Source organism: Streptomyces sp. NBC_00569 (assembly GCF_036345255.1).
Lineage (GTDB): Bacteria > Actinomycetota > Actinomycetes > Streptomycetales > Streptomycetaceae > Streptomyces.
The window spans coordinates 73,756-95,343 of sequence record NZ_CP107783.1; the positions used below are offsets into that span (position 1 = coordinate 73,756).

At 68.4% G+C, this 21,588-nt stretch carries 19 protein-coding genes and 2 pseudogenes; 3 read left to right on the forward strand and 18 right to left on the reverse strand.

All coding sequences use genetic code 11. The features are described 5' to 3' along the window. Window positions 1–172: 172 nt before the first annotated feature. Window positions 173–352 carry a hypothetical protein gene (locus OHO83_RS00385; RefSeq protein WP_266681919.1) on the forward strand — a complete coding sequence of 60 codons (180 nt, stop codon included), beginning with the start codon at window positions 173–175 and terminating at the stop codon, window positions 350–352. Window positions 353–497: 145 nt separating this feature from the next. Here the strand turns inward: OHO83_RS00385 and tpg are convergent, their stop codons facing one another. The 7 genes and pseudogenes from tpg to OHO83_RS00420 form a co-directional block, all read right to left on the reverse strand. Further along, window positions 498–1,058, reverse strand: a complete 561-nt coding sequence (gene tpg, locus OHO83_RS00390; RefSeq protein ID WP_266681917.1) for a telomere-protecting terminal protein Tpg — start codon at window positions 1,056–1,058, stop codon at window positions 498–500. A 15-nt stretch (window positions 1,059–1,073) separates the two neighbouring features. Further along, window positions 1,074–3,292, reverse strand: a pseudogene (gene tap, locus OHO83_RS00395) (telomere-associated protein Tap). Between the two features lie 17 nt (window positions 3,293–3,309). Then, the gene (locus tag OHO83_RS00400; protein ID WP_266681915.1) at window positions 3,310–3,696 is read right to left on the reverse strand and encodes a hypothetical protein; all 387 of its coding nucleotides are present in this window, start codon (window positions 3,694–3,696) and stop codon (window positions 3,310–3,312) included. Between the two features lie 417 nt (window positions 3,697–4,113). After that, window positions 4,114–5,838 carry a TerD family protein gene (locus OHO83_RS00405; RefSeq protein ID WP_330278396.1) on the reverse strand — a complete coding sequence of 575 codons (1,725 nt, stop codon included), beginning with the start codon at window positions 5,836–5,838 and terminating at the stop codon, window positions 4,114–4,116. 789 nt (window positions 5,839–6,627) lie between these two features. After that, window positions 6,628–7,323, reverse strand: a complete 696-nt coding sequence (locus tag OHO83_RS00410; RefSeq protein WP_266681911.1) for a VWA domain-containing protein — start codon at window positions 7,321–7,323, stop codon at window positions 6,628–6,630. A gap of 264 nt (window positions 7,324–7,587) precedes the next feature. Beyond that, window positions 7,588–10,599: an AAA family ATPase gene (locus OHO83_RS00415; RefSeq protein WP_266681909.1), complete on the reverse strand. Its 3,012-nt coding sequence runs from the start codon at window positions 10,597–10,599 to the stop codon at window positions 7,588–7,590. Window position 10,600: 1 nt separating this feature from the next. Then, a complete protein-coding gene (locus OHO83_RS00420) occupies window positions 10,601–11,779 on the reverse strand; it encodes an exonuclease SbcCD subunit D (RefSeq protein WP_266681907.1) in 1,179 nt (392 codons plus the stop codon). Window positions 11,780–11,957: 178 nt separating this feature from the next. On the opposite strand from OHO83_RS00420, the gene OHO83_RS00425 reads away from it, so the two are divergent. Then, window positions 11,958–12,548: a helix-turn-helix domain-containing protein gene (locus tag OHO83_RS00425; protein ID WP_266681905.1), complete on the forward strand. Its 591-nt coding sequence runs from the start codon at window positions 11,958–11,960 to the stop codon at window positions 12,546–12,548. A gap of 79 nt (window positions 12,549–12,627) precedes the next feature. On the opposite strand, the gene OHO83_RS00430 is transcribed toward OHO83_RS00425, so the two are convergent. The 7 genes from OHO83_RS00430 to OHO83_RS00460 all read right to left on the reverse strand — a co-directional run bounded on the left by OHO83_RS00430 (window position 12,628) and on the right by OHO83_RS00460 (window position 18,955). After that, window positions 12,628–13,320: a restriction endonuclease gene (locus OHO83_RS00430; RefSeq protein WP_266681904.1), complete on the reverse strand. Its 693-nt coding sequence runs from the start codon at window positions 13,318–13,320 to the stop codon at window positions 12,628–12,630. Between the two features lie 629 nt (window positions 13,321–13,949). Then, window positions 13,950–14,300 (reverse strand): hypothetical protein, encoded by a 351-nt coding sequence (locus OHO83_RS00435; RefSeq protein WP_266681903.1) that lies wholly within the window; start codon window positions 14,298–14,300, stop codon window positions 13,950–13,952. 80 nt (window positions 14,301–14,380) lie between these two features. Further along, window positions 14,381–14,581: a hypothetical protein gene (locus OHO83_RS00440; protein ID WP_266681901.1), complete on the reverse strand. Its 201-nt coding sequence runs from the start codon at window positions 14,579–14,581 to the stop codon at window positions 14,381–14,383. Window positions 14,582–14,912: 331 nt separating this feature from the next. After that, a complete protein-coding gene (locus OHO83_RS00445; RefSeq protein ID WP_405633946.1) occupies window positions 14,913–15,314 on the reverse strand; it encodes a hypothetical protein in 402 nt (133 codons plus the stop codon). A gap of 75 nt (window positions 15,315–15,389) precedes the next feature. Continuing rightward, complete coding sequence (locus tag OHO83_RS00450; RefSeq protein WP_266681899.1) at window positions 15,390–15,884, reverse strand: hypothetical protein; 495 nt, start codon at window positions 15,882–15,884, stop codon at window positions 15,390–15,392. Between the two features lie 337 nt (window positions 15,885–16,221). After that, window positions 16,222–16,851, reverse strand: a complete 630-nt coding sequence (locus tag OHO83_RS00455; RefSeq protein ID WP_266681897.1) for a DUF6461 domain-containing protein — start codon at window positions 16,849–16,851, stop codon at window positions 16,222–16,224. Between the two features lie 1,252 nt (window positions 16,852–18,103). Next, a complete protein-coding gene (locus OHO83_RS00460) occupies window positions 18,104–18,955 on the reverse strand; it encodes an alpha/beta fold hydrolase (RefSeq protein ID WP_266681895.1) in 852 nt (283 codons plus the stop codon). A 103-nt stretch (window positions 18,956–19,058) separates the two neighbouring features. On the opposite strand from OHO83_RS00460, the gene OHO83_RS00465 reads away from it, so the two are divergent. Continuing rightward, a complete protein-coding gene (locus OHO83_RS00465) occupies window positions 19,059–19,472 on the forward strand; it encodes a winged helix-turn-helix transcriptional regulator (protein WP_266681893.1) in 414 nt (137 codons plus the stop codon). Between the two features lie 21 nt (window positions 19,473–19,493). Here OHO83_RS00465 and OHO83_RS46825 read toward each other — a convergent pair. The 4 genes and pseudogenes from OHO83_RS46825 to OHO83_RS00480 all read right to left on the reverse strand — a co-directional run. Beyond that, window positions 19,494–19,583 (reverse strand): annotated as a pseudogene (locus OHO83_RS46825) (IS5 family transposase); the annotation flags it as partial. A 145-nt stretch (window positions 19,584–19,728) separates the two neighbouring features. After that, complete coding sequence (locus OHO83_RS00470) at window positions 19,729–20,547, reverse strand: RNA repair domain-containing protein (RefSeq protein ID WP_405633947.1); 819 nt, start codon at window positions 20,545–20,547, stop codon at window positions 19,729–19,731. Between the two features lie 248 nt (window positions 20,548–20,795). Further along, a complete protein-coding gene (locus tag OHO83_RS00475; RefSeq protein ID WP_266681891.1) occupies window positions 20,796–20,996 on the reverse strand; it encodes a DUF6381 family protein in 201 nt (66 codons plus the stop codon). Between the two features lie 176 nt (window positions 20,997–21,172). Next, entirely contained in the window at window positions 21,173–21,364 is a 192-nt protein-coding gene (locus OHO83_RS00480) for a hypothetical protein (RefSeq protein ID WP_266681889.1), read from the reverse strand. Window positions 21,365–21,588: the final 224 nt, after the last annotated feature.

The window sequence follows — 21,588 nt, forward strand, 5'->3', positions numbered from 1 at the left end:
CTTGAATCTCGCCTCGGATGTCCACCGTGATATCCGAGGCGATGGCCATGACGGCAACTGACGCTCGCGTTGGGCCACCGTGGTTCGGCCGACCCTGGTGGGTTCACCGACGATCTTGGGGCCAACAAGGCTTTCTTTGTGACACCTATCGTGCTTTGGCTCACCCAGAACTGTGACTGAGTATTTGAGTTGGCGGCTTGAGGCGGAACTGGACGCTGTCGAAGCCCGGTACCCCGGGAGGGCCACCATCGCTGAGACGCTCGCCGACGGCGGGATCTCGTGGGCCTACCTCGGTCTGAGCGAAGAGGACGGCGTCCTCGCCGAGGAGATCCGCCGAGGGTTTGGAAAGTAGGAACCCTGCTCGACAACGGTGTGACCGCGCTTCGGCTCGCCAGGTGTCCCACGCTCGGGCGCTCAGTCCGCCGACTCGCACGCTCATCCGCCATGTGAAGTGCTCAGTCACAAGAAGGCGGTTCGGGCCCTTGCTGCTGGGAGATCTACAGGTCGAACTCGAGGTGCTCGATGTCCGTGAAGCGGACCTCTTCCAGGCTGCCGGCGCGGCGGCCGCCGTCCTGGAAGTAGACGTCCTTGAGGGCTTCGGCCGCGATCTCCTGGAGCCGGGCGTCGCTGGCGCCCTGCTCTTGGGCGTCGAAGAGGCGGGCGGCGTAGACGGGCGGCAGGGCGACGGTCAGGTGTCGGATGCGGTCCTGGTCCGTGGACCCGATCGGCGCGGTGTAGCCCATGCGGGCGCGGGTGTCGATGACGATGCCGCCGGTGGTCGCCGCCTTGGCCTTAGCCTTGGCCCGGATCTGCGGCTGCCAGCGCCTCTTCACCTCGCGCTCCAGGCGGGCGGCGAGATTGGTGCGCGGCTTCTTGGCTGTGCCCGCCACGTATCGCTCCACCTGCCGCTGGGACATGCTGAGCAGTTCGGCGACCGCCTTCGTGCCGCCCAACTGCTTGACCATGTACCGCATCTGCGGGCCCGCGGCCTTGGGCGCCGGCCGGGTGAACGCCTTCTGGACTGCCTTGTCCAGGCCGTCCCCGAACTCCTTGGCCATCGCCTGCTCTCTCCCCTACTCGCCGTTGTCGACGTCGGTGACGGTGCCGTCCTTGATGTACCGGGCCAAGTTGAGCTCCGGGGCGTGGAACCGATCGCGGACTTCCTCGCCCCACAGGACGGACTGGGTGCCCTCGTGCTTGACCAGGCCGGGGTTGATGCCGAGTTTGAAGCCGCCGGGCAGCGACTTGCCGTCCCGGTAGGGCAGGAAGTCCAGCGGCGAGGGCCCGCTGGCCGCGTAGACGACGCAGTCGGACAGGATCGCGACCGGGTACTGCCCGGTAAACGCGGCGTGCTTGATGATCTTGCGGTGGAGGTTGATCCGGGTGCGGGAGATGACCGCCGCGCGGATGTCCGGCCGCCATGTTGGGCGGGACAGGGCGCGCCATGGCTCGCCGGGCCGCCATCCCTCGCCTCTCGGGCGTTCACGCAGTTTTCCGAGGCCGCCCTTCACTGTGGCCTTGACCGCTGAGACGACGATCGCGAGCTCCGGGTCACGGTCCTTGTAGCCGTCCATCGCCGCCAGGAAGTCGGCCGGCGATAGGTCGGCGTCGACGCCGAGGTCGGCCATCGTGGCGAGGTAGGCGTCGCGCAGCCGGTTGTACCAGCCGTCCAGGTAGCGGCCGTTCTCACGGCGCACCCACGCCTCGGTCGGCTGCACCTCGTAGCCCAGCTCCTGGGCGTAGGCGACAGTCGGCGTCGCGTACCAGGCCGGGCCCTCAGGTCGTTCGCCCTGCGGAGTGAACGGGGAGGGCAGCAGGCTGCCGTCCAGCTCCACCCACTCCTTGCCGGCCTTCACCTTTGACAGGTCGACGTGGCTGAGGTCCACCAGCCAACTGCCGGGCAGTTTCGGGTCGAAGACCGGGTTCGTGACGTGCGTCGGGGCTCCCAGGCCGACGGGGAGCCCGTTGGCGCCCGCCGCGAAGGCCATGTTCACGTCGACGCCGACCAGGTGGCGCAGGGTGCACTCGGCATCGGTCATCGGCCGCGCCCAGTCGTACGCCTCCTCGAACAGCTTCTCGCCGGGGCCGCGCATGTGGAAGCGCGGCAGGTCCTTGAGCAGCGGGTGGCCATCGGGGGCCTCGCACGGTGCGCAGTCCACCGGGTCTTTGCCGAGGGAGCCGGGGTTGTACTGCGAGTGCCGCTTGCCGTCGGCGTCCGGCTCGGAGGCCCGGGTCGCCGGATGCAGCGCGGTCATCAGCTCCAGGCCGGTCACGGCGGTTGAGCCGCGCGGCGTCATCACCCGGGATGCGTACACGCCCAGGAGCCGCGCGAGCTCCGCCGGCGGAAGCTGGGCGGCATGGGCCCAGTGCCGGGTGTCGAGCGCATCCTACGACGGGATGCACAGCTGCACGCAGGCCCGCTCCGAACCCTGAGCGGGGCGGTAGATCCGCGCCCACGGCCCGAAGCCGCGCTTGGTCAACTTCCATTCTTGACGGGCCAGTTGCTTGGCGACCTTGTGCCCCTCGGGCAGGCGCCCGGCCAGGCGCTCCTCATCGGCAAGTCGGGCCGGCAGCCCGTAGCGCTCGAGCGCAGCTTCGGTGAGCACGATCAGCGGGTCGGCGTCCTTACCCGGCCCGGCGAGCTTCGGCTGACCGAGCCTCGCCTCCTTCAGCGTCCACTCGACCAAGGCCGCAAGGGACTTCGCGGGCACGTCCAGGACCAGGCCGCCGACGCAGTACGCCAGCACCTGGCCGTCCTCGACATCTACGACCGCGAGCGGACCGTTCTCGAACCGCGGATCGACGCCCGCCGGGGTGCCGGCCGCAGCGGCCTTCCTCGCGCCCGGGCGGCGCGACGGCGACGACGGCCTGGCGGTGCGCGCCGGACGCGAGGAGGCCACCGCAGCAGCAGTGACGAGAGCCGGGGCGGCCGGGGTGGTCTCGGACGCAGTCAGGGCCTCAGCCGCGGGTGCCGGGCCTGCTGGTGGCGGGGCCGGCTCGTCCACCGTGGCAACAGGGCTCTCGAGCCGTGGCGCGGGATAGCGGTGGCGAGGCCCTCGAGCAGCCTGCGGTAGGCCTGAAGGCGCTCCCCCTTCGGCTCGGCACGGCCCGCCTCCCAGGCCTGAATGCTCGGCACGCGGACCCCGAGTGCCTGGGCAACAGCAGCCTCGGTCAGCCCAGCGGCCTCGCGCAACCGAACCCGTTCGGCGGGCGCGGGCAGCACGGTGCCGTCATCGACGGCAGCAAGCAGCGAGTCGACGGCGGCGAGGAGTTCAGCGGGCTGATCCGTCATCTGTATGTCCTCTTCTCCTACCTGACACCCTGACGGATCTCTTCGAGCCGGGTCATCAGCCGCTGATAGCGCTGCGAGGCGGCCTGCGAGGAGTTCAGGCCCTGGTGCCCGGCGATCTCCCGCCATTCCATGCCCCGACGCCTGGCCTCGATGACCACCTGAGTCTCCAGCCGGTCCAGCGACAGACGCATGTCCTCGAACAGACCGAGCGCCGCAGCAATGTCCCCTGGCGCCACATCCGGTTGCTGTCCGTCGCTTTGCTGATGGTCGGCGGCAGCCGCCAGCAGCCGCCCCAGGCAGGCGGCGTCCTGCTCCAACTGGCGCGCCGGGGCCCCATGAGTGGTGGAGTCCTCCGTGAAGGCGGACAGCCGCCGACGGGCCTTGTCCTGAGCGTCACGTGCCATACGGTCACCCTACCGCAGCTATGCAACGAAACAACAGATTGTTGTTTCATTGTTGACGTGCGGCAGGGAGCCTCTCAACGACGCCCAAATCCCTCGCGTATGCCGGGGTTGAACCTCAGGCCCTCGATGTCCGCGCGCTCCTCAGCCGTAACGCCCACTCTTACTGCCCCATAGCGGCTGGGAACGGCCACTCGACCGGCCAGGGCGAGCCCCGAGGCGGCAATCACGTCTGCGATACCAAGAGCTTCCGGCACAGTCTGCGCGCATGGGCCGAGGACGCGCTCGCCGGCCTACTCGACTACACCGGCGCGGCCGCCTGGCCGGACCTCGCCGACACTCCGGATCATGCTGATCTGGCCACTGCGCAGGTGCTTCGGAGAGAGGTTTCTAGCATCGGCCCTCGTGTTCGCTGCCTGACTATTCGATGGCGACTCCGCAGGCGCGAGCGAGGCCGTCGAGGCCATCCGCCCAGCCCTGGCCCAGGGCCCGAAGTTTCCACACGGGGTTGCCGTCGACACTGTGCCGATAGAGCTCGGTGATGACCATGGCCCGGATGGAAGGGTCGGCGGGAGGCGTGAATGTCCAGGCGCTGCTGTTCACGCAGTCCAGGTCCAACCTTGCGTGAGTGAGGGAGCCGCAGGTCAGTCCGGTGTCGACATCCATGTTGATGGCGACGGCGACCCGGTGCACCCGGTCGGGCAGGGCGGAAAGGTGGACGGTGGCGCGTTCCACTGTGCGTGGTCCCTCCTGTTGTTTTCCGAGGAGGCGCGCGCCTCCGTCGGCGGCGGAGGGTTGGTTGTAGAAGACGAAGTCTTCGTCACCGCAGACACGGCCGTCGGTTCCGAGCAAGAACAGGGTGAGGTCTGCGTCTGCGCCGGCGAAGGTGAAGGAGACGCGAAGTCCCTGCCAGGCTTCCTCGGGTAGGACGATGGTCTGGCCCGGGATGAGTGCCGCAGACGTGGGCGGAGGGGCAATGGGTGCGGGGTGTGGCGGTGAGAGGGTCTGTTGCTTCCACTCGGCGAACGCTCTGATCCGGTACGGATCGCCCAGCGCGGCTCCGGGGTCGGGAGGCGGGTTGGCACCAAGGGCGATGTCCAGGTCGGCGAGGGAGGGTTCGCCGGAGGCGGAGTCGTCTTGGGCGCCGTCCAGCAGAGCTTGCAGACCGCCTACGCGGGTGGTGTCCAGCGGCTTGAGCGTGCTGGACAGATTGCCGGAGGCGGTGGTGGTGACGGAACAGGCGGTGTCCTGCCCGATGTCCAGGAACCGCAGGGCGTCCTCAGGTTCCCGCCAGGGTGTGGACTCGATCGCGCGCCGTGTCCAGCGGCCATAGGCGACGAAGCCGAGTCGCTGGGTGTCGGGAAGGCGAGTCATGACGGCCAGGTCGATGGCTTCGATGCCGGGTGCGGTTGCGAAGCCCTCCTTGAGAGTGGCGACGATGTTGGAGCCCATGGCTGTCAACCACCACAGAGTTCGGTCGCGTTTGGTGAGGTTCTTCAGGGTGGGGCGGCCGCTGGGGGTCAGGCCCGCGGTCTGGGTGGGCAGCGTGTCGAGATCCTGTTGCCGCATAACGACGGACAGGACCGAGCCGTCCACGCCGACTGCGCAGCCGGCGGCCGGGTTGTCGGAGAATGCGGTGTTCACTGCCTCGCAGACGGTGGCCTCGTCGTTGGCGAGCAGCGCGTGCCACCACTGTCCGGCCTCGGTGACCATCTGTTCACGAACGGCGTGCAGACGTGCTGTCTCTGCTGCCAGGTATGCGGGCGCGTCCTGTTGTGCGCGCTGTTTGGCGCCGGCTCGCTCGGCTCGTGCGAGTCGGCCCACTCCTTGCAGGTGAAAGCTTTGAGCTTCGGCGAGTGCCCATGGCAGGCCAAGTTGCGGAGCTGCTGGAAGTAGGGGCGGTTGCGCAGCAGTGAAGGTCTGCAGGTGGACGCTGGTCATCTGCCGCTTGAGTTCTTGCAGTTGAGCGATGGCGGCGTCGCGTTCCGCCTCCTGCTGTGCTCGTTCCGCTTGACGGCGCGCTCGCTCAAGCTGGCTGGCCGAAGGGGCGACCGACCGAGTCTGCGTGGTACGACGTGTGCTGGTACGACGGCGACTGCCGCTGAGGGAACTCGACGCGTAGAAGGGGCCGAGTCCCGTCGACACCCGCGCGCCGCCGCTGCCCACACTGAGCCGCGCCGCACGTGGACCGACGGACGTTCGCACACCGCGTGTCGAGACGCGCACACTCAGCCCAGGCACACCGACACGGAACCCGAATCCCATGGCCCACCCCTTTCCCGGAAGGACAGTGTGGCACTAGCAAAGACCTCGGGAGTGCGTGCGAGGCTCATCCGCCCCTGGAAAGTTCGTCATCCAGGTGGGGAGTAGAAACTGCAGTCATCTCAGGGGGCCTGGCTGCGGCGTTGAGTCGTCGGCCTACCCACCGACTGGGCAGCCTCATCACCTCTGATGAGGCGTATCCCATCTCCGGCGTTACTTGGCACCAGCTTGCTCCATGAAGCAGCGTCGTGGCGAACTCGACGTGCTGCACCCCCATTTCGCGCAGCTGGTGCGCAGAGCTCACCGCCGCCAAGGAGCGCGCCGCCCGCGCACTGCGCTCCGGCATCGAAACCCTGGCGGTCCAGCGGCAGACTGTCTTCGGGGCTCGCTCTGTCAGCCGGCGCTGCGTCCAGGGTGGTGGCCAGCAGACGGTCGAATCCCTGGCTGACGGGCGCGTACGCGCCGACCCGGCCACGCCGGTAGACCTCGGCGAGCAGCAGCGTTCGTTCGGTGGTCGCGGCGTCCAGGGTGGCCTGGGCCACGGCTCAGAATCCCCCGGCCGCGATGATCCGAGGGGTCAGCCGAAGTGGACCGCAACTGCTCTGCGGGCGCTGCGCGTTGGGTTCTGTCTATCCGGTTGGGTTCTGTCTATCCGGTTGGGTCCGCCGGCGCTCACTGCAGGACCTGAGCGGTGCGGGCCGATGCGAGCCAGCTGGGGAACTCTTGGAGGAGCCGGTCGTAGAGGAGATCGTCGCCTACGGTGCGCGGATCACGGCCTGCAGGGAAGTAGCCTGCGTTGTCGACGATGCGGTGTCGGGGCACGGCCAGGTCGTCGAGACGGCGAAGAAAAGTGAACTCGTTGTCGTCGGGGTCGCCGAACCCGATGAACTGCCAGAACAGCGGCAGGCGGGCCGCTTTGCACAGGTACCGTTCGGCGGCGAACTTGCTGGTGGGCCCGCCGTCGGTCTGGAAGATCACCAGGGCCGGGGCCTGACTGCCGGAAGCCAGGTAGTGGTCGATGACAGCGTCCATGGCCCAGTGGTAGTTCGTTCGGCCCATGTGACCGAGGTTCTCGTGCAGCTTGTTGATACGGCCACGATGGCCTCCGAGCGTGAGGTCGGTGGATCCGTCGACATCGGTGGAGAAGAACACCACCGGCACCGTGCCGTCGTCATCGAGGTGAGCGGACAAGGAGAGGACCTGCTCACCGAAATGCTGCATGGTGCCGTCCTTGTAATAGGGCCGCATCGACCCCGAGCGGTCCAGCACGAGATACACGGCAGCACGCACCCCCTCGAGACCGTGCGCGCGCACGCGGGACCCCGCCGCCTTGTAAAGGCTCAACAAATCCGGGGCCTGCGCCTGCATCTTGGACAGACTGATCGCCGGGACCTCGTTTTGAACCCTGTCCATGGTCCCCGCTCCTGTATCGCGTACCACTGTCATCCTCTCGGTCCAGGCGCTATCACGAGGGTGAGTTCTCCAACACTGGCCCCCGATCGGTGCGCCTCGGTGTAACGGCCCGAGGGGGCCGTCGGCGGTGGCGAACGTCCGCGTCGTCTTCCCGGTCGGTCCGGCGCCCCCGGCGGCCACTCGCAGGCGCTGCCGCTGCCGGTCCGAGCTTCTTCGCTGTCATTCGGCTGCTGCCGTCAGGTGGGCGAAAGTCGATCCGGTGCGGTCTTTGCGGACGTGGAGACGGTGGGTGATACGGCGGCGCAGTTCAGGGACGTGGCTGATGACCCCCACAGTGCGGTCGTGGGCGCGCAGGGAGTCCAAGACGTCGAGGACCTGGTGGAGAGTGTCTTCGTCCAGGGTGCCAAAGCCTTCGTCGATGAAGAGGGTGTCCAGGGCGCGGCCGCCGGATTCTGCGGTGACGATGTCGGCCAGGCCCAGGGCGAGGGCCAGGGAAGCGAAGAAGGATTCGCCGCCGGAGAGGGTGTCGGTGTCGCGTTCCTGGCCGGTCCAGGCGTCGAGGATCTTCAGGCCCAGGCCGGAGCGGGCTCCTCGGGCGGCCCTGGCGTCGGAGTGGGCGAGGGTGTAGCGGTGGTCGGACATGTGGAGCAGGCGGGTGTTGGCGGCGGCCACGACATCTTCGAGGCGGGCGGCCAGGACGTAGGCCTCCAGCTGCATGCGCAGTTGGTTGCTGGGTGAGGTGCCGTTGAGCAAGCTGTGGAGGTGGTCGACGGTGCGGTAGGCGTGCTCGAGGGGTTGTAGGCGCCGGATGTGGGTGTCGAGTTGCGTGTCCAGGTCGGCGAGGGCGCGGGTGCGGTCGGCGGCTTGTCCGGCCAGGGCTGCGGCGCGGGTGTGGCGGGAGGTGGCGGCGTCGAGTTGCGCGGAGGCTTCCTCGATGTCGGCAGGCGGCTGGGCTGCTGCTGCTTGGAGGTCGGGCTCTTCGAGGCGGACGGTCAGGACGGCGCGCTCCTGCTGCCACCGGGTGATCTCGTCCTCGAGGGCGTGGAGTTCGTCGTCGGGCAGCAGGGCTTGTGCGGCTGCGTCGAGGGAGGCGAAGCCGGCTGCGTGGGCGGCTTCGGTCGCTCGGTCGTGGGCTTGGTGGTGGTCTTTACCGGTGCGGGTGGTGGCCGTGGCGCCGGCAGCGGCGGTCTCGAGGGCGTCGGCGGCCTGGGTGAGCTGGGTGATGCGGTCGGTGAGGGTGGGGGCGTCGGCGCGGGCCGTGGCCAGCCGCTGGTCGAGGTCGTGGCGCTGGGTGTCGAGGCTGTCGTAGGCGGTGTTGGCGGCAGCCAGCCGAGTGGCGGCGTCGGTGCGGGCGCGGTCTCTTTGGGTGGACTCGCGTTCCAGGGCCTGGAGTTGTTCGTCGGCCACTCTGGTGTCGGCCGCGCGGGCGAGGGCGTCGTTGAGACGGTTCTTCAGATCCTCGTGGTCAGCTGCCAGGTCGGCCACGGGCGTGTCCCCGCCGGCCTGGCCGCGGGCGGTGGCTGCTTTTTCAGCGAGCTGGCGCAGCGTCGCCGTGATGGTCTTTTGGTGTTCCTGGGCGCGGGTGTAGTGGTCTTCGGCAGCCTGTTCGTCGGCGGCCGTGGGCTGGTCGGAGTGGGGGGCTGCGGGGGCGGGATGGGTGGGTGAGCCGCAGACCGGGCAGGGTTCGCCGTCGGTGAGCTGGCCGGCGAGTTCGGCGGCCATGCCGTCGGTGCGGCGGCGCCGGATGTCGAGGAAGGTCCGGCCGGCTTCGTCGGTGTCCGATCGTGCCTTGTCCAGGGTCGCTTCGGTACGGCGGACCTCCATCTCGCAGGAGTCACGGTGGCTGGCCGCCTGAAGTCGGGCCGTGAGCGCGTTGAGGTCGGTGGAGAGTCCGCGCGCCTCCTCCTGCGCGATGCGGGCTGTCTCCAGGCGGGTGAGGAGATCGCTGCGACGTGCGGGGGCGTCCTGCAGCCAGGCTTCGGCGTCGTTCAGGTCGTCCTGGAGTTGCCGGCGTTCTGTGTCCAGCTTCTGCAGATCGGCTACCTGCTGCTGGAAGGTGGTCTCATCGGGCAGCAGCGCGCGCAGCGCTCCGATGTCCGCGCGCAGGCGCTGCCCGGTGTCGGTGAGCTGCTGGGCGTCGAGGGCCCGGTATTCGGGGAGCAGGAGGGTGCGGGCTGCGTTCTCGTCGTCCTGGGCACGAATGTGCTGGGTTGCGGCGGTGGCTGCTGCGTGCAGCAGGGGGGCCAGCTTCTGTGCGGTCAGGGCGTGTTGGCGCCGTTGGGTCTGCTTGTTGTGCTGGTCGGCTTGTTCGTCGAGCAGGTCGAGCCCTTGGCGGGCTGTGCGCTGGGTGTCCTGGCGGTCGGCGAGTTCGCGTACGGCGCGTTCCTGGTCGCGGAAGGCGGTCAGTTCCCTGTGGGCGTTTTCGGCGGCGGCGGCTGTGGTGTGTTCGTGCTGGGCTGCCGCGGTGTGCAGGGCGGTGGCCCAGGTGCGGGCTGGTTCGGTCAGTGTGGTGGGGTTGTCGGCCTGCGGGGCGCCCTGGGCGGGGTCGAGGCTGTCGCCGGCGGCCTGCTGGATGCGTTCGGCCAGCCGTAGGACGTCGGCGCGGGCCTCGTCGCGGGTCTTGGCGACGGTCGTTTTGCGGCTGGCCAGCCACTCCTCGATGGAGGCGAAGCGGCCGGTGCCGAACAGCCTGCCGAGCAGGTCCTTGCGGTCCAAGGCGTCGGCGCGCAGGAACTTCGTGAACTCGTTCTGGGGCAGCAGGACGACCTGGCAGAACTGCTGGCGGCTCATGCCCAGCAGGAGTTCGATCTCGTCTGCGGCTTCCTGGTGGGACTTGCTGACCGGCTCCCAGCGGCCCGGCGTCCCGGTTTCCTGGGCCCATTCGCTCAGGTGTGTCTCGGCCTTCTGCAGGGTGGTGCCTTCCCCGTACTTCTTGGGCCTGTGCTGGGCGGGGACGCGGCGGATGCGCAGGCGTTTGCCGGCGAGGGTGGCCTCCAAGGTCACCTCGGTCAGCAGGTCGGCTGGGGCGTGGTCGCTGCGTAGCCGCTGGTTGCGGTCGCCGGGCGGCTTGCCGTAGAGGGCGAAGCAGATCGCGGCGAACACGGTGCTCTTCCCGGCGCCGGTGTCGCCGTGCAGGAGGAAGAGTCCGTCGACGGACAGGGAGTCGAAGTCGACGGTGTGCCGGTCGGCGAACGGGCCGAAGGCCTGCAGGTGCAGGGTGTGCAGGCGCATGTCAGACCGTTTCCTTCTCCTGGACATGGGCGCGGGCGCGCAGGTCGTCGACGGCTTCCTGCAGCAGGCCCGCTTCTTCCTCGGTGGGCTGGGTGCCGCGGACAGCGGTGACGAAGTCGTGGGTGATCTCGAGGTCGCCCCGGCCATGGAGGCGTTCACGGTAGGTGGGGGTGTCGGTGCTCTGCCCGGGGATGGCGGTGGGGATGTGCTCCAGGTGCAAGGTGTGGGGGAAGCGTTCCCGCAGGCGGGCCATGGGCTCATACGGGCGGGCCGTGTTGGTGAGGGTGACGTGCAGCCACGCCTCGGCCAGGCTGTCATGGGCGGGGTCGTCCAGCAGGTCCTCGAGGCGGCCCGTGAGCTGGGCCAGCGGCAGCCTGAGCTCCTGAGGCAGGTCGGTGCGGGTGATCGCGGGAACTGCGTGCTGGGGCAGGTCGATGAGGGTCAGGGACTTGATATGGCCGGTCTCGGAGAAGGAGTAGGCCAGCGGGGAGCCGCTGTAGTGGATGCGGCTGTTGACTTGCTGGGCGCCGTGCAGGTGCCCCAGCGCGACGTAGTCGATGCCGCCGAAGACACCGGCGCCGGCGTGGGCGACGCCGCCGACGCTGATGTCGCGTTCGCTGTCGCAGCCGGATGCGCCGGTGACGAAGGCGTGGGCGAGGACGACGGAGCGGGTGCCGGCAGGGCGGGCGGCGAGGTCGGCGCGGATGCGGTCCAGGGCGCAGGTCAGCACCGCCTGGTGGGAGGCCGTCTCGGCATCCAGCTGGTCGCGGGCCAGGGCGGGCTCGAGATAGGGCACGCCGTAGACGGCGATGGGGCCGTGAGCGTCCTCGAGTACGACAGGGACGGCAGCCTGCGCAAGGTCGGTGCGCAGGTGCACTCCGGCCTTGGACAACAGGCCGGAGCCGACGCCGAGGCGGTGCGCGGAGTCGTGATTCCCACTGATCATGATCGTGGGTATGCCGAGGTCGGCGAACTGCTCCAGTGCGTGACTGAACAGCCGCACCGCGTCCAGGCTCGGAATGGCCCGGTCGTAGACGTCGCCCGCTACCAACAGCGCATCGACGTGTTCGGATCGGGCTGTGGCGCAAATGTGGTCGATGACCTTGCGCTGAACATCGGTCAGATCTTCCCCGTGGAACCGGCGGCCCAGATGCCAGTCCGAGGTGTGCAGGAACCTCATGCGCACAGACCGTAACCCCAGGGACAACAAACACGGGCAGCTTTCCCGATAAACAGTCTTGTTTGGGGTGACATCGTGACAGGCGGGAGACAAGGCTGAGGTGAGTGACTGGCCGCCGGGCCGTGCCCTCTGCCGTGCCCGATCGAGCAGGAAGCAACTTCCCAATGCCGAAAGTCAAATGACCGCGGCGCGTTGCAGCGGCGGCTGGGAGCCCGACGTCGTTCAGGAGCACCGGCCTCTGGTGGGGCCTGCCTGCAGCCCGTGCCGAGCCCCGCCCCTCCCCCACCACCACCAGCCTATTGGCCGGCTCGGTTCGTCCGGGGCCCGAAGCCCGTCGGAGCTGCGGGCACACCGCATGAACGTTGACGGGTCGCACATGAAGGCCATGACCGCTGAGGAGCTCGCGGGCGCGGCAGGGACGACGAAGGCGCAGATCCTCGCGTACGAGAACGGGCACCGAGTGCCGGATCCGCCACGCATCAAGGCACTTGCGCGCGCCCTCCATATCCATCCGCGGCTCCTGATGAACCCCGAGAAGCGCGGCAACTGGGCGATAGCCGACGCGGCGCGGATGCGGGCTGCGCGCCGACGACGTCGTGCGCGAACTCGGCGTATCCCCGAAGGAGCGACGCTCCGCCGCGCAGCTGTCGACGCCGAGCACCTGCAAAAGCGCCTCCGGAAGGTCGGCCGGATCCTCGCAAAGGTCACCGTTGCGGCCGACGACGTCATCGACGCGGAGGTCGTAGAGGACGACGAAGCCCGTGGTTGAGCGGAAGGAGGCAAACTTGCCCCCTTCCGCTCAACCACGGGCCTCAGGAATTTTGCCCTGCGCTGACCTGCGGCTTCTCTCAGCGCAAAGGCGTCGAACGGCGTGGGGGCGGCACTTTCGGCAGCAGCTCCCACAGCGGCCGTGAGCCGGCCGCCCAGGAGGCAAGCATCGTGCGGTCGGCTAAGTGCATGCGCAGCTGCCGGGCCAGTTCAGGGCACTTCGTCGAGAAGCGTCCGTTCGTGACGACCAACACCACGTCCGCGCCATATAGCTGGCGAGCGGTCCCGTTGACCCGCTGAAGGTCTGGCGTGCCCACCGCCGAGCCCTGGGCGCCGTTCCTGCGGTGCTTGCACTGGATGACCCACTTGCGGCCCAGTGGGTCAGTGGCGAGCACATCCGCCCCGTTGTCGCCCGCGCCGCCGATCTGCTTCGCGTCCGTGCAGCCGTCCCGCCGCATCAAGTCTCGTATTGCGTACTCGAAGTCGCGGTGGTGCAGCCCGTCCAGCTGAGGCAGCCCGTAGCGCAGACCCTGCCACTGGGTGCGCGCCCACAGGGCGCGCTGCTGACGTTGGTACAGCGCACCCACACCCGCCAGTACGGCCACCACGGCGAGCAGGACGAAGACCCACCAGTGCGCCAACAACCAGTTGACCGCCGCGATGAAGATCGCCAGCCCGATGACCGCGCCCACGAGGAGAGCCACGAGCTGGTCCTGCTCGCGCTGTCGGCGCTTGCTTCGCCTACGCCTTCGCGCCGGCGGTCGCCGCGTCATCACTGACCACCCCGAGGTGAGAAGCGGATCGGGTACGTCACCGTCGGCTTCGGCAACGGCTTCTGATGCCAGCCCGGGAATCGCACCGGGTACACCGCCGTGGGGTTAGGGCGCGGCCGATGCTCCGACCCCGAGGCCTTCCCCGAGCCGTCCATGGCGTTACCCCCACCAACGACCACTACGGCCACGGTCGCGAGTATCGCCATCTCGCGTCGAGCACCGGACGCCCACCGCGAGTATCCCCGAACCGCCGTCCCGTCCTTCCGCACATACGGCCTCACCCAAGGCATGCAGCCTCCCCCTCCACCACGGCTCCCCGCCGAACTGCCCATGCTGACAGACACCACTGACAACGGGTCAGCAAACCCGCACCCACGGTGATCACGTAAGCGGAGATCAGGCCAGGTCAGTACACGCGGGGCTCCGCCCCACACCCGTGCGGCCGCCGATACAGGAACAGTTCGGGATACGGGAAAACGAGGAAGCCTCTCGGCTGTGGCCGCCTGAGCCGGCGTCGGGGAACATCAGTACAGCGGTTGGCGGTGAGATTGATCTTGGCCTGCGGAGGAAGGGGCTCGCACAGGGCCGACATCAGGGACGGTTGCCGACGTTACCCCCGGGCTTCAGTGTCAGCCGAGGTACGACGAGCCTGGACGCTGTTCACCCTGCGCCCGGTCCATCGACTCTTCCTTGCTCAGCGGCCGGTACAGGTAGGCGGCGGCGACCGCTGCCGATAGGGCGCCGATCCAGATCACGGCGGCGGGAAGGTCTTCGCGCAGAGTCCCGGAACCCTCGCTGAAGACCACGAAGAGCAGCCACACCACGATCTGCACGACGCCGAACACCGCCGCCGCGATGATGTCGCTGCGCTTCTTCGTCTTCAATGCCCGCCAGACGAACGGCAGCTCCAGGATGAACCCGGCGAGCGCGACCGGAACGATTGCCCAGACGATCTGGGCCGTACGAGAGTTCAACCCCATGAGAGACCTCCTTGACTGTGGTGAAGGGTCACCCGGCGGCGTACCCGAGTGCCTTGTGAAGGATGCAGCCAATGGCCGCTTCAGGCGTCCGCTTCTTCGGAGTTGAGGAAATCCGAGTAGATCGTTGCGTTGTTCCAGGGCTTCTCGGCGACGTCGTAGCCGTGCTGCGCGCACAGCCGGTCCCACGGGTCCAGGAACGGCGCTCTGTCGCCCTCGACCGGATCGTCCAGGCGGGCCAGGAACCTGTCCTGACGGGCGGGGACGAGCGGCAGGTGCGTCATGGCCTCGTCGATGCGGTGGGCTACAGCTGTACTTCCGCGCCGCGTTCGCGGTCCGCCGAAGGACCCGCTCCACCACTGGCACGGAGATGCGCGGATGCCTCAGATCAGCAGAAGGTCGACGTCACCTCGAGCGATCACTCGTGTCGCGCATGAGGGTTCCTTCCAGCGCAGGCACCCCCCACTCGAGCAGACCACGGAATTTGCGGACCAGAGGAAGACCACCCGCCGATTCCGGCGGGAGCCAGCCAGTGCACTCGAATGCCCGATCTAAAGTGCTGGCAGCCCGCCCGCCAATACGCCCCCGGGGACTACCAGCGGTGAAGCGCGGCACTCACGCTGGGTCCGCTGAGCCTCGGTTGTCCTCAACGTGAACGACGTGAAGTTCGGTGCCGTCTCGGTGGCGCTTGGAACGTCCGAACAGCCCGACAGTGATCTCAGACTCGTCCATAGGCTCATCAGGGCCGACATAGGTAAGGACGTCGTTGTGATACCCAGTGACGACCCACCCCTCGGTATCCTTGAGGTCGATCACCCCAAAGTCCCCTGCCGAAGATCCGGCTTGCGCCGGGCCGAACTTCTTCACGATCTCGGTGGCCTGTTCAGCCAGCTCTCCCACCGGAGCTGTCAGCACGACACAGGTGCCATGCTCGAACAGCACCCACGACTTGCGAGGGTCGGTGAGAAGCCGCTGCCAGACGTTTATCAGAATCTCGATGTTCACGGCAGTCATCATGCAGCAGAGCACCGGGGCCGGCAGCGTGCGGAGGATTGCCTGTGCGGCACCGGCCTGTCCCCCGCCGCGCGATCGTCAGAAGCTTCCGAAGAAGCGGTGCCACCAGGTAGGTCGCTGAACATGCCAAGGCAGTTGGCTCGGACCGGCGTAATCGCACTCCAGTAGCTCCTCGGGCACGATCGCGTACCCGAGGCCGGCCAAAGTCCCGCAGACTTTTTCCAGATCCGCAGCGTCCAACTCGCCCTCTGCTTGTGCCTCCCCGGTTCCGAGGAAGGCGCCAGGATTGTCGGCGCAGACCAACGCCAGGGAGCCGAACTTGCTCACGCAGACGACGATCCGGGTTCCGCACACAGTCGCGTCGGCCGGCACGACGAGGCGTCCGTACTCGCTGGAGTCCTGGGTGTCCTGCTCATCCGTGCAGCGAGCTGCGAAGTCGCCTTCGAGTCGGGCCAGCAGACCACCGAAGCGGGCTGCGGTCTCGCCAAGGTCGTAGTGCTGCGGCCACTCCAGCCACTCAGGATCATCAAGCTCACCCAGCAACGCCAGCAGATCCGCTTCGCTCTCGGTCATACGCTCATCATGCTGATCCAGCCAGAGGTGGAGTGGCTCAGGGTGCCACCACGCTCCCACCCCGACATCACCCGAGTCGGACGCGGGGACCATCCCCGCAGGCGCGGGGCAACGACTCGCATGGCGCCAACGCCCGTATGACGCAGGACCATCTCCGCGGGCGCGGGTCGACGCCATCAGCCAGCCGTAGGTGTGCAGTTCCTTCCGACCAACCCCGCTGGCGCGGGGCGACTCCTGGAGCAGATACTCGGCCGGGATCAGCAGAAAACAGCTTCGCAGGCGCGTCAACTTGGTGAGATCCATCTCCTGGCTATTGGAGGAATTTGGGAGAATCCAGCTACGCCTGCCCTGCGATCAGCGCTGTGTGAAGCTTCCCTTGCAGCACCAACTCCTTGGGCAAGGTGAGACGAAACCGTTGCTCAACGACGCTGAGGGACTTGCTGTGTGCCAGGTCCCCGTCCGTCTCGGAGAAGATGCCGGCGGCCTCGAGATCACCGCGCACCAGATCCGGGCGGGGTCCGGTAATCTCCTGCGACCAGCTCATGCACATGTCGAAGCCGCACATGTACCGCCCGTCGCGGAAATAGGCAAAGACAGGTGGGGGGAGTTTCGGGTTCTCCTTCTCCCAGTACAGCTGGAACACGTCCGCCCCATCATTGGAGAGGCCGTCGATGTATCCGGGGCCCATCCGACCAGGCCAGTTGTCACCGTGCGCCACGGCAAAGGCTAGCCCGCCAGCGTCCCCGTACCGCACCGCGATGCTGTCTCCCACGCCCCGCTCCTGGTCCCGCCGCGTCAGGTGTGTCTCCGCCGACGCAGCGGTGTGCTCCCCCAGAGAAACAGGCTCATGGCCCCTGGCGAGGCGAGCAACGAGTTGCTCCGGCGAGAGACCGCGCGCGAGGGTGACGCAGTGGCCGAGCCAGGACAGGTCAGCGCGGGTGATCCAGGCGATGCCGTCCTCGTTCATCCTCTTCCTCCAATAGATGCTGGGGGCGGCGCGTGTGGCGACGCCCCCAGGTGCTACCGGGCTGCTACCTGATGTCGCACTTCACGACAGCCGCGGAGGCGTCGCAGTTCTCAAAGCCCGGGGTGGTCACAAAGTACAGATCCTCATCCAGCAGCCGCAGTTGCTTGGCGAAGGTTGGGAAGCGGCTCATCGATGTGGAGTTCACCCAACCCGACTGACTAAGGATCCTCCGACGGAGGCGTTCGCCACCCCTGGCAGTCCCGCTATCAAGATGGCGGCGGCACCAAGAGCGATGCGGGACAGGATCCCTCTTCGTCTTGCTGATCTGGACACGTTGTTGCGGTCCTCTCCCCTGCGCTTTCCGCGCGAGGCATGGTCGGCCATTGCGAACAGCGACGCATGCATGCGTCGTCGCAGACATTCCTATGCGGTCTAGACCGCTCGGCCCACCGAACCAACCGCGCCAATCGGGCAGTCAGGTCAATCGAGACGTGTCGATTCACATGGTTTGCACAGGGTCGTAGGCAACTCTATGAAGATTTCGGATCGCCAGTATGCGCGCCTCACGAAGATCATCAAATACCGCCCATATGCACTCAGTTGGCATCTATGAGCTCTTCTCACAGCCCTTCAAATCGTGATCGGCGAAGTGACGGGAACGAACTGGGCAGCGAAAAGGGCTTCGGCTTCATCGAGCATGACGGCGGAGGCCGGCGCTCGCCGGCAACGGCAGGCACCCCCACACGCGTTGACGAATCACAAGCAGCACGAGTGCAGACACCACCCCGCGGGCGCGAGGGCGACATGATCGCCGCGATCTCCTCGATGTTGAGGAACCGACCATCCCCACAGACGCGGGGCGACCTCCGCGGCGAGGACAGGCCCTTGATAAACCCCGGACCATCCCCGCAGGCGCGGAGGCGACGTGACGGCCCACCTGATGTTCGAGGTGTTCAGGGGACCATCCCCGCGGGCGCGGGGGCCACTTCAGCGGGACCGGGCGCAGGATGCGGGCAATGAGCGGGGACCGCGGAAGCCTGGCGCCGAGACTAGGCCGGAGCGGTGCGCGAGGCGCGACAGGAGAAGCCGTTCGAGCGAGTCCTTCTGGCGCCGCCCAGCGGCATCCCGGCGGAGAAGCGCGCTCGCCTCAAGAGCGGTCAGCCGTGAGGGGCGCCGGCTCTGCGAGCACGCCACCCGCTCCTGCCCACTGATCCGACCCCTCGCCGGTTTCGAATGTCAGTCCCTGCCCCGGTCACGCTGCTTTCGCGTCCTCACCGGCCAGGAACGGATGCAGCAGCGTGAGCAGGGCGCGCGGCCGGTGCAGCGGGATGATGTGGCCGCAGTCTTCGATGACGTGTCCGGTGAGATCGTCGGTGACCGGGCGGAGTTGGCGTTCCAGCGCGGCACCGACGGGCCGGGCGCCAAGCGCCATCGTTGGTACCGTCAGGCGGGCAGTGGCTACCGCCTGCTCGATCTGTACCGCGCTCTCGGGCAGGGCCCGGTAGTACGAGAACGCGCAGCTCAATGCCTGGCGGCCGGTGTATGCGCGGATGAAGGCGTCCCGGAGGGCGGGGCGCACCCCGTCGCCGAGTGTGCCGGCGCTCAGAAACCAGTCGACGTATGCGGCCTCGTGGCCCTCCAGCACGGTCTCGGCGAGGCCGGGCGCGGCGGAATGGAAGCCGAACCACCACGGCGGCCCGTCGGCGAGGAATTCCTCGGCGCCGGGCAGCCTGCCCAGAACGGACTCCATGACGGCTAGGCGCCGGACGAGACCGGGGCGGCGCAGGGCGAGGAGGAAGGCCGGCGCGGTGCCCGCGTCGATGCCCACCACCGCGGCCGAGGACACGCCGAGCGTGGTGAGAAGCGCCGCGGCGTCCTCGGCCAGGGTGCCTGCGTCGTATCCGGAGGCGGCCCGGCTGCTCGCGCCGAACCCGCGCAGGTCAGGCGCGATGACGCGGTAGCGGCCGGACAGATCGGCCATGACGTCCGTCCACAGCTCCCAGGTGTGCGGGAAGCCGTGCAGCAGCAGGACGGCCGGGCCCGATCCGGCGAGGGCGACATTCAGTTCGACACCGTTGGCGAGGACGCGTCGCAGCTCGGGCATGGAGGGGCTCCAGGTGTGTGGTGAATGATGGTGACTAGGTCACGTTAGGGAACTACCCTGGTCTCCCCAAGACGGCACTTTCCCTTCAGGTGGTGAGCCCCGGGTGACCACATCGACTCCCGGCGAACCCAGCCGGCGGCCCGGTGAGCGCGGTGATCTGCTGGATCCGCGGTGCCCGACCCGCCAGTTGCTCGACCGTATCGGCACCAAGTGGACGTCGATGGCGGTGAAGGTGCTGGCCGAGGAGGCTCCGGGCGAGCTCCGTTTCGCGGAACTTCGGCGCCGTATCCCGGGCATCTCACAGAAGATGCTGTCCGTCACCCTGCAGAGCCTGGTCCGCGATGGCCTGGTCGCGCGCCGCGTGGAACCCACTGTGCCGCCCGCCGTCCACTATCAGCTCACCCTGCTCGGCCTGTCCCTCGAAGGACCGCTCTCCGCCCTGCGCGCCTGGGCCGAGACGCACATGCCGGAGATCGACCGCAGCAATCAGCTCGCCGACGCGCCGCCCCCCAACTAGGGCGTGGATCGAATGTGCTGGTCACAGCCACTCGTTGATGGCCGCGACGAGGACGGTCGCCTCGTAGCGGACCGCTAACTTGTCATACCGCGTAGCTACTGACCGGTGTCTTCACGGATCCCGCCCCCTGACCTAGGACGAACGCCGGCCCCGCACGCAGGACGAGTTCGACACCCGCTTCGCCATCGTCACGGACCTCATCGGCACTCCCACCGAACTGTTGAAGTGTTCTCCCTCGTGAACGAGGGAGAACACTTCAAGGGTGAGGTACGTCGTCGCTGCCGAGCAGGATGCGGGCCCGGACCCGCATCGGCTCGTCGCCGCGGCGGGAGAGCAGGACCAGTTCGTCGACCCGGGCCGTCATGGGGCCGAGGAGGGCCTTTGCCTTGCGGGCGAGGAGGTGCGGGTCCGGGGTACGGCCGAGGGACAGGTGCGGGGTGAAGCCGTGCGAGTGCGATGCGCATAGCGGGAAGCGGAGTTCCAGCGACTCCCGCAGCCGCGCCCAGGGCTCGTGGTCGGCGGCGGCCGGGTCGAGCCAGACGGTGGCATCCTCGCGGTGTTCGAACCAGTGGACGCCCGCCAGGCGGGCGGTGAACGGCGGCGTCTCGGCGAGCGCCGCGGCGACCAGTGGCAGGGCCCGGGCGAACTCGGCCTCGGGGACGAACCCGAAGAGCACGTTGACGTGCGGTGGCCAGCGGCGGATCTGCCGGTCGTGTTCGCGGCGGATGTGCTGGATCGGCGGCCACAACTGTGCCGGCGGCAGCCAGGCGACGGCGGTGCGGTTCGTCGACGGGACGGCGAGGACGTCGCCGGGGGCTGGGGCCGGCACGGGACCGACCGGCTCGACGAGGGTCTCGTCGAGCCGATCGAGGGCGCAGGCGCGGTCCCAGACGACCTGGCCGTCCTCCTCGAAGAACACCACCCGGTGCCAGGGGATCTCTCCGCCCGGCACGAAGTCGTCGAGCAGGATCCGCTTCGGCGGGGCTCCGCGCTCGGCGATCCCCATCACGAACCGCTCGGGGTCGAAGCGCGGGTCCCAGAGCACCCGGTGGTAGATCTCGTCGCTGGTGTGCACGTCAGCACCTGCCCTCGTCTATCAGGGTGACGCGCGCCCGGTCGGCCCTGCAAATCCACGCCCGGCCCGCCCACCGCTGAGCGGCCGCCGGCCGGTGTCTGTGCCGGGAGTGCAGTGGTGGTTTGCCGGTGTCGTTGGCGGCGCAGGGGCGTTGTTCCCTGGGCGCAGACAGCAGTGACCGGCCGGGGGCCTCTCGCGTGACACAAAGGCCACGGAGGCCGGCCACCGGCCGGTGTCTGTGCGCGGAACTACCGGCGGGACGAGACCGTCGGGTCGGTGTCCGGCATGCGGGTGCCGCCCGTGTGCTCGCTCTGCTCCTTGAGCCGGCGGGCCTGGTCCATCAGGCGCTGACGCTCCTGCGGGTCAGTGGCGCGTTCCGCGGCCTGTTCGAGGTCCCGGGCCCGGGCACGGTTCTGCTGGGCACGACCGGACTCACCTGCAGCGCTCATGATCACTCCTTGGGTGATGGGGAAGAGCGGGCCATTTCAGAGAAACAGGCCCCGCCACTCCCTGCACATCGATCAATCACCCACTGTTATTCGCGCAGTTGGGAGGGGTGCTCGGAACGGCTTGCGTGCCGGACCCCGCTCACATGGCGGGGCGCTCTCCCCCAGTGGCCCCGGTCCTACGAGATGAGCGCGGTCTGCGCGGCCTCGATGCCGCCCTGAGGCCAGGCCAGCACGTCACGCACCCGGGCATAAATCTGGTCGACGAGGGTTTCCGAGGCGTAGCCGGGCACCCGGCTCGCGGCCGGCGCCTGGTCCGCCGCAGCCGACGCCAGGGCTGAGGCGGAGACCTCGGTGTCGGCGGGAGTCACGGTCGACTTCCCCGGCCGTGACACAGGCGAAGACCACGGCGGCGGCCGCGGTGGTGGCGGGCTCCGACTCGGGCCTCTCAAGCGCCTGTTGAACGTCCTCGGGCACCGCCGGAGCGCACGTTGCGGGCACGGAGGCAACCTCCAGGCGCGCCCAGGCGCCGGCAACGCTCATGCGGGGCACCCGCGAAACGATGGTGCACCTTCATCGGCATCGATGACGGTCT

Excerpts from the sequence above, each read along its gene's own strand:
- OHO83_RS00415 (WP_266681909.1), bottom strand. The coding sequence starts at position 10,599 with ATGCGCCTGCACACCCTGCACCTGCAGGCCTTCGGCCCGTTCGCCGAC.
- OHO83_RS00450 (WP_266681899.1), bottom strand. The coding sequence starts at position 15,884 with ATGACCGAGAGCGAAGCGGATCTGCTGGCGTTGCTGGGTGAGCTTGAT.
- OHO83_RS00455 (WP_266681897.1), bottom strand. The coding sequence starts at position 16,851 with ATGAACGAGGACGGCATCGCCTGGATCACCCGCGCTGACCTGTCCTGG.
- OHO83_RS00440 (WP_266681901.1), bottom strand. The coding sequence starts at position 14,581 with ATGACGCACCTGCCGCTCGTCCCCGCCCGTCAGGACAGGTTCCTGGCC.
- OHO83_RS00430 (WP_266681904.1), bottom strand. The coding sequence starts at position 13,320 with ATGACGCGGCGACCGCCGGCGCGAAGGCGTAGGCGAAGCAAGCGCCGA.
- OHO83_RS00400 (WP_266681915.1), bottom strand. The coding sequence starts at position 3,696 with ATGGCACGTGACGCTCAGGACAAGGCCCGTCGGCGGCTGTCCGCCTTC.
- OHO83_RS00425 (WP_266681905.1), top strand. The coding sequence starts at position 11,958 with ATGACCGCGGCGCGTTGCAGCGGCGGCTGGGAGCCCGACGTCGTTCAG.
- OHO83_RS00460 (WP_266681895.1), bottom strand. The coding sequence starts at position 18,955 with ATGCCCGAGCTGCGACGCGTCCTCGCCAACGGTGTCGAACTGAATGTC.
- OHO83_RS00410 (WP_266681911.1), bottom strand. The coding sequence starts at position 7,323 with ATGCAGGCGCAGGCCCCGGATTTGTTGAGCCTTTACAAGGCGGCGGGG.
- OHO83_RS00445 (WP_405633946.1), bottom strand. The coding sequence starts at position 15,314 with ATGATGACTGCCGTGAACATCGAGATTCTGATAAACGTCTGGCAGCGG.
- tpg (WP_266681917.1), bottom strand. The coding sequence starts at position 1,058 with ATGGCCAAGGAGTTCGGGGACGGCCTGGACAAGGCAGTCCAGAAGGCG.
- OHO83_RS00420 (WP_266681907.1), bottom strand. The coding sequence starts at position 11,779 with ATGAGGTTCCTGCACACCTCGGACTGGCATCTGGGCCGCCGGTTCCAC.
- OHO83_RS00435 (WP_266681903.1), bottom strand. The coding sequence starts at position 14,300 with ATGGGGTTGAACTCTCGTACGGCCCAGATCGTCTGGGCAATCGTTCCG.
- OHO83_RS00475 (WP_266681891.1), bottom strand. The coding sequence starts at position 20,996 with ATGAGCGCTGCAGGTGAGTCCGGTCGTGCCCAGCAGAACCGTGCCCGG.